The 9976-nt window shown below is 42.8% G+C and carries 8 protein-coding genes, 1 tRNA gene and 1 rRNA gene; 1 reads left to right on the top strand and 9 read right to left on the bottom strand.

The genetic code is table 11. The annotated features are described in order from the left end of the window. The first annotated feature begins 33 nt into the window (after positions 1 to 33). Positions 34 to 531: a hypothetical protein gene (locus tag M3180_RS18335; protein ID WP_251670175.1), complete on the top strand. Its 498-nt coding sequence runs from the start codon at positions 34 to 36 to the stop codon at positions 529 to 531. A gap of 226 nt (positions 532 to 757) precedes the next feature. Here M3180_RS18335 and M3180_RS18340 read toward each other — a convergent pair whose 3' ends face one another. The 9 genes from M3180_RS18340 to rrf form a co-directional block, all read right to left on the bottom strand. Continuing rightward, on the bottom strand, positions 758 to 1819 hold the full coding sequence (locus tag M3180_RS18340; protein ID WP_251670177.1) for a tyrosine-type recombinase/integrase: 1062 nt from the start codon (positions 1817 to 1819) through the stop codon (positions 758 to 760). Between the two features lie 134 nt (positions 1820 to 1953). Continuing rightward, positions 1954 to 2042, bottom strand: a tRNA-Ser gene (locus M3180_RS18345). A gap of 86 nt (positions 2043 to 2128) precedes the next feature. After that, positions 2129 to 3409, bottom strand: coding sequence for a serine--tRNA ligase (serS, locus tag M3180_RS18350; RefSeq protein ID WP_251670179.1), 1281 nt, complete (start codon positions 3407 to 3409; stop codon positions 2129 to 2131). 51 nt (positions 3410 to 3460) lie between these two features. Further along, positions 3461 to 4045 (bottom strand): pyridoxal 5'-phosphate synthase glutaminase subunit PdxT, encoded by a 585-nt coding sequence (pdxT, locus tag M3180_RS18355; protein WP_251670181.1) that lies wholly within the window; start codon positions 4043 to 4045, stop codon positions 3461 to 3463. Between the two features lie 87 nt (positions 4046 to 4132). Continuing rightward, positions 4133 to 5014 (bottom strand): pyridoxal 5'-phosphate synthase lyase subunit PdxS, encoded by an 882-nt coding sequence (pdxS, locus tag M3180_RS18360; protein ID WP_251670184.1) that lies wholly within the window; start codon positions 5012 to 5014, stop codon positions 4133 to 4135. A 121-nt stretch (positions 5015 to 5135) separates the two neighbouring features. Continuing rightward, positions 5136 to 6509, bottom strand: coding sequence for a D-alanyl-D-alanine carboxypeptidase family protein (locus M3180_RS18365; RefSeq protein ID WP_251670186.1), 1374 nt, complete (start codon positions 6507 to 6509; stop codon positions 5136 to 5138). A 118-nt stretch (positions 6510 to 6627) separates the two neighbouring features. Further along, a complete protein-coding gene (gene guaB / locus M3180_RS18370; RefSeq protein WP_251670188.1) occupies positions 6628 to 8085 on the bottom strand; it encodes an IMP dehydrogenase in 1458 nt (485 codons plus the stop codon). 142 nt (positions 8086 to 8227) lie between these two features. Beyond that, positions 8228 to 9421 (bottom strand): GNAT family N-acetyltransferase, encoded by a 1194-nt coding sequence (locus M3180_RS18375; RefSeq protein WP_251670190.1) that lies wholly within the window; start codon positions 9419 to 9421, stop codon positions 8228 to 8230. Between the two features lie 242 nt (positions 9422 to 9663). Further along, positions 9664 to 9780 (bottom strand): 5S ribosomal RNA (rrf, locus tag M3180_RS18380). Positions 9781 to 9976: the final 196 nt, after the last annotated feature.

Here is a 9976-nt window from a genome sequence, read left to right on the forward strand (position 1 = left end):
TATTAATAATGACTTAATACGGAGGAATTTTGAATGTCAGAAAACACACTCGACAATTCTATTTTACAGAACCAATTACTAAATTTGTTAAAGCAGTCTTTAACTAAATCTGAGTTTATGGAATGGTTCAGCGAACTGAACATTGAGGAACTAACTAATGACAATAGAATAATCTTCGGTACATCTGACAAAGAAAAGAAGGAATATCTGGAGGTTCGATATTTCAGTTTGTTGAAATCTAAACTCAGAGAGCTTACAGGACATGATTACGAATTACATTTTAATGTTAAAAGTGAGGTGCAAAAAACTTCCAAAAAAATAAAGAAACCGATAAGCGATGTATTTGGAATACTAGGACCAGTATCTGATGAAGTAAAGGAAAAACTAAAGGGTAAGTCTTTTCAACAAATCAGAGAAGAGGCAAGGGCAGAATATATTAATGAAAAGTATGGCGACTTAGGGACTGATGGTGAGACGAGCTTTGATACATGTTCCAATTGTGGCTCAGACAATCCTTTAACTACGGAGTAAAGTATTACGACAGTGATTCAACTAAGCTTCTTAGAAGAATCGAAAAACTATTGAACGATTTAGAAAGTGACTCGTAACCCGAAATAAAAAGCACCGAACAGAGCTGCTCGGTGCTTTACCTTCCTTATATTAATCCAACAATATCGTTAATACCTGACGTTTAGTCAACATCCTCTTTACCAGTTGCTTCTTTGTACTCAAACAAGTAAACATCAAAACAAGCGTGTTACCATTTCTCAGTTCCCCCGTTCATAAACTTCTCATATTGTTCTCGAACATCAGCAACGTCTTGATTAACATAACGATTCACCATTTCCATTGAAGAATGCCCAAGCAATCGACGTAATGAAAACGGGTCACCCGTTGCTTTTATATATCGAGTCGCAAATGTGTGTCGGAACGTGTGAGGACTAATACGAACTCCTGTAACTTTAGCCCGCTTACCTATGAAGCTGATACATCTCGTTGCCCAATCCTTGTCTAATGGGCGTCCAAACTCATTGAGAAATAAATTAGGGGCTTGCCCGTTTTTTTCATGCCAGGCAAGATAAATAATCAAAAGTTCTTTTGTTCTAGCACCGAAATAAACCATTCGTGCTTTTCTGGTTTTAGCCGATTCAGCCCGAACAGATGCTGAACGATTCTGTAAATCAATTTCCTCTACAAAAATTCGCATACATTCCCCAATACGTACTCCTGTATCAAGCAGAAATGACATTAAAAGTGCATCACGCAGTCCAGTAAAGGTAGTTAGCTCACAGCAGTTGAATAGTTTTCGTTCCTGTGCCTTTGAAATTACTTGAAAGTCTTCTTCTGGTACTCTTAGCAACTCTACATTATCAAACGGAGATTCTCTAATGATGCCCTCGCTCATAGACCAATTGAACATTGCTTTAACTGTTCTTAATCTAATGTTTATTGTAGATGGTTTTAACTTCTGAACCGTCAGCATATGAGAAATCCATGAACGAATTACATCTCGATTAGGTACAAAGTTATCCAGACCGCTGTACTCTAAGGATAGGAATCGGCGAAACCAGTTCATGTGTTTCCTATAGTCCTCTAAGGTACGCTCTGCCGCTCCTGCTGCTTTTCTTGCAGTATAATAGCGATTAAACAACTTATTCAATGTCATCGTCTCAGGACGTGAATTCTCATCTTCTTGATGTTCAGCGTTGTTGATTTCCAAAACCGAAGGAGTAAGTCGGTCTAATAACCGCTGTGGTATATCCAAAGTGTTCTTTCTTTGCCCTCTTTTGTGGGCTGTTTTTCCTGTACTTGTACTCATATTTAAGTGCCTCCCGTTAGATTTATCTCTAACGGTCATGAACACAAAAAAACGCATCAGACCGCTGTTCAACAGTCTAGTGCGTTTCAGTCATCATCACAGCAATTCCTTGCGTGATAAGTAATTTAAGTAATTGGCGGAGAGAGAGGGATTCGAACCCCCGTGGGCTTGCACCCTAACGGTTTTCAAGACCGCCCCGTTATGACCGCTTCGGTATCTCTCCAAGAAAGTATTTTATTTTGCTGACAAGAAAGAGTATACCATAGTTGAAAAGGGGAATGCAACCCCTTTTTCAACTTTTTTTGAAATTTATTTTGGAGCAATAACTTCAACGCCGCCCATGTAAGGACGAAGCACCTTCGGCACAACAATTGATCCGTCGGCTTGCTGGTAATTTTCAAGGATAGCTGCAACCGTACGACCAATTGCAAGTCCAGATCCGTTAAGCGTATGAACAAACTCCGGCTTACTCTTAGGCTCAGGACGATACTTAATACCTGCACGTCGTGCTTGGAAGTCCTCAAAATTAGTACAAGAAGAGATTTCACGGTACGTTTCTGCGCTTGGAAGCCAAACCTCAATATCATAGGTTTTAGCCGATCCAAAGCCCATATCGCCTGTGCATAGTGTAATGACTCTGTATGGAAGCTCCAGTAGCTGCAACACTTTCTCTGCATTAGCGGTCAAGCTTTCAAGCTCTTCATAGGAATGCTCAGGCTTAACGACTTTCACAAGCTCTACCTTGTTGAATTGATGCTGACGAATCAAGCCACGTGTGTCACGACCTGCAGCACCTGCTTCAGAGCGGAAGCATGCACTAAAGGCTACAAACTTAGCTGGGAGCGACTCTGCATCTAGAATTTCATCTCTTAATATATTGGTTACAGGAACCTCTGCTGTCGGAATTAAGAAATAATCCGTATCCGCTAGTTTGAATAGATCTTCCTCAAACTTAGGCAGCTGTCCTGTTCCGATCAAGCTATCGCGATTAACGATGTAAGGCGGCAGGATCTCCTCATAGCCATGCTCATCGCTATGTAGATCCATCATAAAGCTCATCAATGCGCGCTCTAGACGGGCGCCTAGGCCGCGGTAGAACACAAAGCGGGAGCCTGTTACTTTAGCAGCACGCTCAAAGTCCAGAATCGCAAGCTCTGCCGCTAGATCATAGTGTGCCTTTGGTTCAAACGCGAACTCGGTAGGCTCGCCCACTCTACGGATCTCAACATTCTCTTCCTCTGACTTGCCCACTGGAACGGAAGAGTGCGGAATGTTAGGAATTGCAAGAAGCATATCATTGACCTGCGTGTCTAGCACGCGAAGCTCATCATCAAGCTCCTTAATACGATCTCCGACCTCACGCATTTCAGTAATGAGCGCCTGGGCATCACCACCGCTTTTTTTAATCGTTGCCACTTCTTGTGATACAGTGTTGCGACGATTTTTCAATTGCTCTGTCATCTGAATAAGCTCACGGCGCTTTTGATCAAGCTCAGGAAAAGCTGCAATAAGCTCTAAGGAAGCTTGACGATTACGGAGTGCTTCTTCTACCTTAGCAAAGTCCGTACGCAATAATTTGACATCTAACATGATTGTCCCCTTTCTAGCCAGAGTTGTGGATATTCCATCAACTCTTGTTAGCTAGGCACGTAAAGCCTGTGCCTCTTTTACCATCTCAACGAAATATGCGTGCAGTCGAACATCATCTGTCAGCTCCGGGTGAAATGAGCACGCTAGCAGCGAACCTTGACGCGCTGTTACAATCTCACCGTTATACTCTGACAATACATCGACCTGTTTACCTACTGATTTAATTAATGGAGCACGAATAAACACCGCTGTGATCGGCTCATCGATTCCTTTGACAGGAAGTGCTGTTTCAAAGCTTTCACGCTGACGACCAAACGCATTACGAGCAACGGTCATATCCATCAGCTTCAAATGTGCATCCTCTTGTCCCTCAATACGATCAGCCAAGACGATTAGACCTGCACAAGTACCGAACAAAGGCTTCCCTGCTTCATGAAAGTCAGCAATCGCCTCCATAAAGCCATATTTGCGCATTAGCTTTCCAATGGTTGTGCTCTCGCCACCAGGAATGACGAGCCCGTCCAATTGCTCTAGCTGCTCAATACGCTTAACCGCTACAGCTTCTGCTCCGACAGCTTCTAGGCTGCGTATATGCTCTGCTACAGCGCCTTGCAGCGCTAATACTCCAATCTTCATATCCTGTTCCTCCCCATTTTCGCAAAGGCCGACCTACCCAGGTCACTGGATAGCTCGGCTCTTAGGGTTTATCTATATAGTATTGTCTTAGATTCCGCGATCTTGCATACGTTCAGCAGCATGCAGCTTAGAGATTTCAATGCCCTTCATAGGAGTACCAAGGTTTTTGGATACTTCTGCGATAAGCTTATAATCTTGATAATGCGTAGTTGCTTCAACAATAGCACGAGCAAATTTCTCTGGGCTATCGGATTTGAAAATACCGGAGCCTACAAATACACCGTCCGCACCTAGCTCCATCATTAATGCAGCATCCGCTGGCGTTGCAACTCCACCAGCTGCAAAGTTAACAACTGGAAGCTTACCAGTTTCGTGAACGCCAAGCAACAAGTCATAAGGTACGCCAAGCAGCTTAGCTTCATTATAAAGCTCGTCCTTAGAAAGGTTTTGAACCTTACGGATTTGTCCGTTAATTAGACGTAGATGACGAACAGCTTCAACGATGTTACCTGTTCCAGGCTCACCCTTTGTACGAAGCATTGCCGCGCCTTCTTGGATTCGACGAAGCGCCTCACCAAGATCCTTAGCGCCACATACGAAAGGAACTGTAAACTCATGCTTACTAATATGGAAAACTTCGTCCGCTGGTGTTAGCACTTCGCTTTCATCAATGTAGTCAACGCCCATTGATTCGAGCACTCTTGCTTCAACAATATGACCGATACGAGCTTTCGCCATTACTGGAATTGAAACAACCTTCATTACCTCTTCTACAATTGTAGGGTCGGCCATACGAGCGACTCCACCAGCTGCACGAATATCAGATGGTACACGCTCAAGTGCCATAACTGCCGTAGCGCCAGCAGCTTCGGCAATTTTCGCTTGCTCGGCATTCATAACGTCCATAATGACGCCGCCCTTTTGCATTTCAGCCATGCCACTTTTTACTCGAAAAGTACCTGTTTCCATTGTTACGTCTCCTCCTAAATTACGCATCTACGAATATAGATCACCGTTATTACTCTAAGCATTGATTTTACAGGAATGAGGGCACTTCGACAAGTCCTTATTTCCTTGTAACTCACTCGGATTAAAAGATATTTAAGATGCTATCGAACAGGCCGGAGAAAAAGTCTCCAATTCCTCTAAAGAACAACTTAAACCATGATGCTTTTTCCGCATCAGCTGTCGTAATTAAATCAACATAATGCTGAGTTTCTACATTGTTATGGTCTACAAATTTATAGGTGAGCGTACCGACCTTTGTTCCTGCTGCAATCGGTGCGACCAATTGATCTTCTGTCTGAATCTCAGCATCGATCAATTCCAGGCTAGCCTCTTTTCCCTTTTCTGTCATCACCGTAATGTCCTTACTTGTTACAACAGGGATTTCTTTATCTACACCTTTTTTTATTTTAACCGTTTCATAGCCTTCTACTACACTTTTTGGTGAGATCACCGTATGTTTATCGAATGTTGCATAAGCATAATTGTATAGGGATGCAGTCTCTTGGAATCTAGCATCCTTCGAGCGTGTATCCATGACTACACTAATATAACGTAGGCCATTACGTTCAACTGTTCCAGCAAAGTTATAACCAGCTGCACTAATAAAGCCTGTTTTTAGTCCGTCAACACCTTCATATGCTAAATGCTTTAGACCTGATCTATTCACATTTGCACCGAGCATATAGTTAAAGTTAATCATCGGTGCGTCATCGCGTTCACGGAATTTATATTCCTGAAGACCAGAGTATTTCAAGAAATCAGGATACTCCTGTAAAATATGACGCGCGAGTAACGCAACATCTCTTGCAGACATCATCGTTGTATCTTCCAGCCCAGTAACACTAGTGAAAACTGCAGATGTTAAACCAAGCTGCTCTGCTGTCTCATTCATACGATCAATAAAAGCTTGAATGCTTCCTTCTACTGCTATAGCTAGCGCCTTTGTCGCATCATTCGCTGAACCAACGGCCATTGCGATGTAAAGATCTTCAACCGTATGCTGGTCACCAGCTGCAAGATAGATCTGAGATTCAGACGCATGTGTATCTGCGGCTTCAGGTGTTACTGTAATGACTTGATCCCAATTTAATCGACCATTGCCAATTTCCTGCATTACAATATACTCTGTCATCAATTTTGTCATACTTGCAATTGGCAGCGTTTCGTCGGGATTTACCTCGTACATTACTTGACCCGTTTCAAATTCAATTAATATCGCTGATTTCACCTGTAAACCAAGTGAATTTTCAGTACTTGGTCTGTTATTATAGCCAACTGCTCCTGCACGTGGTGCGCTTAAGGCCAATGTAGACACAATTAGCAACGTGCACAGCACAAACATCGACAGTAATCGAATTTTCCCCATCGTTTTTAACACCTTTATTCCCCATTTCCCTTTGGATTGTCCAGCTCTAATTGTAACATACTTCAACATACGAGTTAAACCTTTTAACATCGCGCCACAGTTCCAATTAGATTAGGATTTTCTATTATACGGGCGCAACAAAGAGAAAGCCAGAGCTCGATCCATTATAGGGTCGCCGAGCTCCGGCTTACTTGCGTTTAATATTAAATTATAGAGAGTAGTTTGGCGCTTCTTTCGTAATTTGTACATCATGTGGATGACTTTCACGAAGACCTGCACCGGTAATACGAATAAATTGTGTATCGTTTCTAAGCTCTTCAAGCGTTGCAGTACCACAGTACCCCATACCTGAACGCAAACCACCAATAAGTTGGTGAACGGTATCAGCAAGTGGTCCTTTATAGGCAACTCGTCCTTCAATACCTTCTGGAACAAGCTTGCTTTCATTCTCTTGGAAGTAACGATCCTTACTACCAGCCTTCATCGCAGCTAATGAACCCATTCCGCGATATACTTTATAGCTACGGCCTTGGAAAATTTCAGTTTCTCCTGGGCTTTCAGCTGTTCCAGCAAACAAGCTTCCGATCATAATTGCACTTGCGCCTGCTGCGATGGATTTGGAGATGTCACCAGAGTATTTAATTCCTCCGTCAGCAATAATAGGAACGTTATACTGTCTAGCTACTGATGCACAATCGTAAATTGCTGTAATTTGAGGTACACCAATCCCTGCAATAACACGGGTTGTACAAATCGATCCCGGGCCAATACCAACCTTAACGACAGATGCACCTGCCTCGATAAGATCACGTGTTGCTTCGCCTGTTGCAACATTACCAGCAATAATCGTTAGGTTAGGGAAGGTATTGCGCAATTCCTTCACCGCATTCAGGATGTTAGAGGAATGTCCGTGTGCAGAGTCGACAACTAGAGCGTCAGCACCTGCAGCAACTAGTGCCGCTGCGCGTTCTTGTGTATCTTTAGAGATACCAATTGCAGCTCCACATAATAGTCGGCCTTGGCTGTCTTTTGCTGCGTTCGGGAATTGAATCGCTTTTTCAATATCCTTAATCGTAATAAGACCTTTTAATGTGTTATCTTCATCGACGATTGGCAGCTTTTCAATTTTATGCTGCTGCAGTATTCCTTCTGCTTGCTGCAGCGTCGTTCCAACTGGTGCAGTTACAAGCTGCTCATGTGTCATGACTTCTTTAATTTTAATTGAATAGTCATGAACAAAGCGTAGATCACGGTTTGTTAGGATACCGACTAATTTTTTATTTTCATCAACAATAGGCACACCAGAGATACGGTACTTGCCCATCAATTCTTCCGCGTCATATACATGATGATCAGGCGTCAATGAGAATGGATTCGTAATAACTCCACTTTCCGAACGCTTAACACGATCCACTTCTTCTGCCTGTTGTGCAATAGTCATGTTTTTGTGGATAATACCCATTCCACCTTCACGAGCTATAGCGATCGCCAATGCAGACTCCGTTACGGTATCCATTCCTGCACTAATCAAAGGAATGTTTAGCTTGACTGTATCGCTCAATCGAACAGATACATCAACAGATCTTGGTAGAATTTCTGATTTGCGAGGAATAAGCAATACGTCGTCAAACGTTAGCCCTTCTTTAGCGAATTTATTTTCCCACACGAGTATGTTCCTCCCTTATTTTCCCTTAGTTTTCTTCTCTCTGAACGTATATTATTGCAATATTATCACTTGAGTTAGGGGCTGTCAATGCGCATAACTGCTGCAAAATCATAGTTTGTAAATAGGCGAAATGTTCAATAAATTAGAAAAAATCAGTCAAATAGGTCGTATGTTCCCTAATTCGTAATTGTAAGCGTTTCATAGCTTGTTCACTACCTTCGAGCTGTTCAACGTGCTTTAGTACTTGCCACTTCTGGTAATTAAGCAGCCATGATGTTAAAGCACCGATGGAGATGATGACCTGAGGTGATGCTAGCTCTACTTTGGTTAGTGTAGCCTTTCCACTGGATGCTATTCGTAGCTCAAAATGTCCATTATTCCATGGTGCATGTTCATCGCTAATTTGTAAAGTGAATATTTCTTCCTGGTCTGAAGGCTCAAATGGATATTGCGCGATAAACGGTTCAACATCAACGATCCGAGCCATAAAGTATGGAATGAGCTCTTGTTTGATCCTTGGATTGTCAAGTCCGTAAGCAAAGCAATCATCTGACGGTGCTGTCCATCTCAAGCGATCAATCATGGAATCATGCTGAGCGATATACAGCATTAGCTGCTGCTGAGCTGCTGCTGTTAATGTTATAAATTCATGAATCGTCATTATACGGTTAGCTACCTCGTAAATCATATATCCATCTAGCTCACCTTGATCATTGTATGCACCAGCGTAAGTTCCAGGCTTTCTCTTCGTAATGCTTTCCTTCCACCACTTATCACCACGTTGGAGCATGCCGTTATAACGTTTCGCATAACGATCATATGTAGTTTGGAGCATCTGCCAATCCTCTACTCGCTTCACAGTACCAAGATGCTTGCCGCTGAGCTTATTACGCAGTGATGATAAGTGGTCAGCGCTCATTTCGTATTGTTTATACTCAATATAGGTTTCCCAGCCATACTTACGATAAAACGAGAACGAAAATGGATGAAGCATAGAAATGGATTGGCTATTCTCCTTCATCTTCACTAAAAGCTCTTTAAGTATACGTGCAACATATCCATGTCTCCGGTGCTCCGGCCAAGTAGACACACCAGCGATTCCGCCCATGCTGAATAATTCCCCGTTCACATACACATTCAAATGCAATAGCGTTGCCTGTGCGCACAACTGTTCATGTTGAAAAACGCCAACTCGATATACATCGTCCGTTAAAAAGCTTGCACGTCTTTCTTCTAGCTGCTCAGCTGTAAGTGGATATTGAAATGCAAAGGACGAAAGCTTCATGCTCTCTTCAAAATCAGCTGTCGTTAGCGTTCGTAGATTCGGACCGTTCATCGTAATACCCCCTGATTATAGTTTAGCAGATTATACAAGAACGATTACGACTTGGCAATACTGTCTAATCTTCTTATAGCATGCTAAAAAGCCATACTTGTTGAATTCTCACCATCAGCATACATATCGCTGCCTCATCATCGAATATACTCAATCAGATTCAAATACTCTCTTGAATTACTGCAATGACTTCCTCCGCACAACAAAAAAAGCCTACTGCATACGCAATAGGCTTCCTTCGTGCTTGGCAACGTCCTACTCTCCCAGGACCCTGCGGTCCAAGTACCATCGGCGCTGAAAGGCTTAACGGTCGTGTTCGAGATGGGTACGCGTGGTTCCCTTTCGCCATCGTCACCAAACGTTGTAGATGCTTCCGAAGTGGCTTGCACCCTCAAAACTGGATATGAAAGTTGTGAATCTCCAAAGTGAATCAAGCAGAAGCATATGCTTCCGATGTGACTTGTGAACCTTCGCTTGCGCTCCGTATTCAAAGTCTGTAGGATAAGCCCTCGACCGATTAGTACTGGTCAGCTCCATGCATTGCTGCACTTCCAC

The sequence above is a fragment of the Paenibacillus camelliae genome (assembly GCF_023715345.1).
In the GTDB taxonomy this organism is placed as follows: domain Bacteria; phylum Bacillota; class Bacilli; order Paenibacillales; family Paenibacillaceae; genus Pristimantibacillus; species Pristimantibacillus camelliae.

Coding starts and splice junctions, on each gene's coding strand:
- M3180_RS18335 (WP_251670175.1), top strand. CDS start 34: ATGTCAGAAAACACACTCGACAATTCTATTTTACAGAACCAATTACTA.
- M3180_RS18340 (WP_251670177.1), bottom strand. CDS start 1,819: ATGAGTACAAGTACAGGAAAAACAGCCCACAAAAGAGGGCAAAGAAAG.
- serS (WP_251670179.1), bottom strand. CDS start 3,409: ATGTTAGATGTCAAATTATTGCGTACGGACTTTGCTAAGGTAGAAGAA.
- pdxT (WP_251670181.1), bottom strand. CDS start 4,045: ATGAAGATTGGAGTATTAGCGCTGCAAGGCGCTGTAGCAGAGCATATA.
- pdxS (WP_251670184.1), bottom strand. CDS start 5,014: ATGGAAACAGGTACTTTTCGAGTAAAAAGTGGCATGGCTGAAATGCAA.
- M3180_RS18365 (WP_251670186.1), bottom strand. CDS start 6,509: ATGTTAAAAGGTTTAACTCGTATGTTGAAGTATGTTACAATTAGAGCT.
- M3180_RS18375 (WP_251670190.1), bottom strand. CDS start 9,421: ATGAACGGTCCGAATCTACGAACGCTAACGACAGCTGATTTTGAAGAG.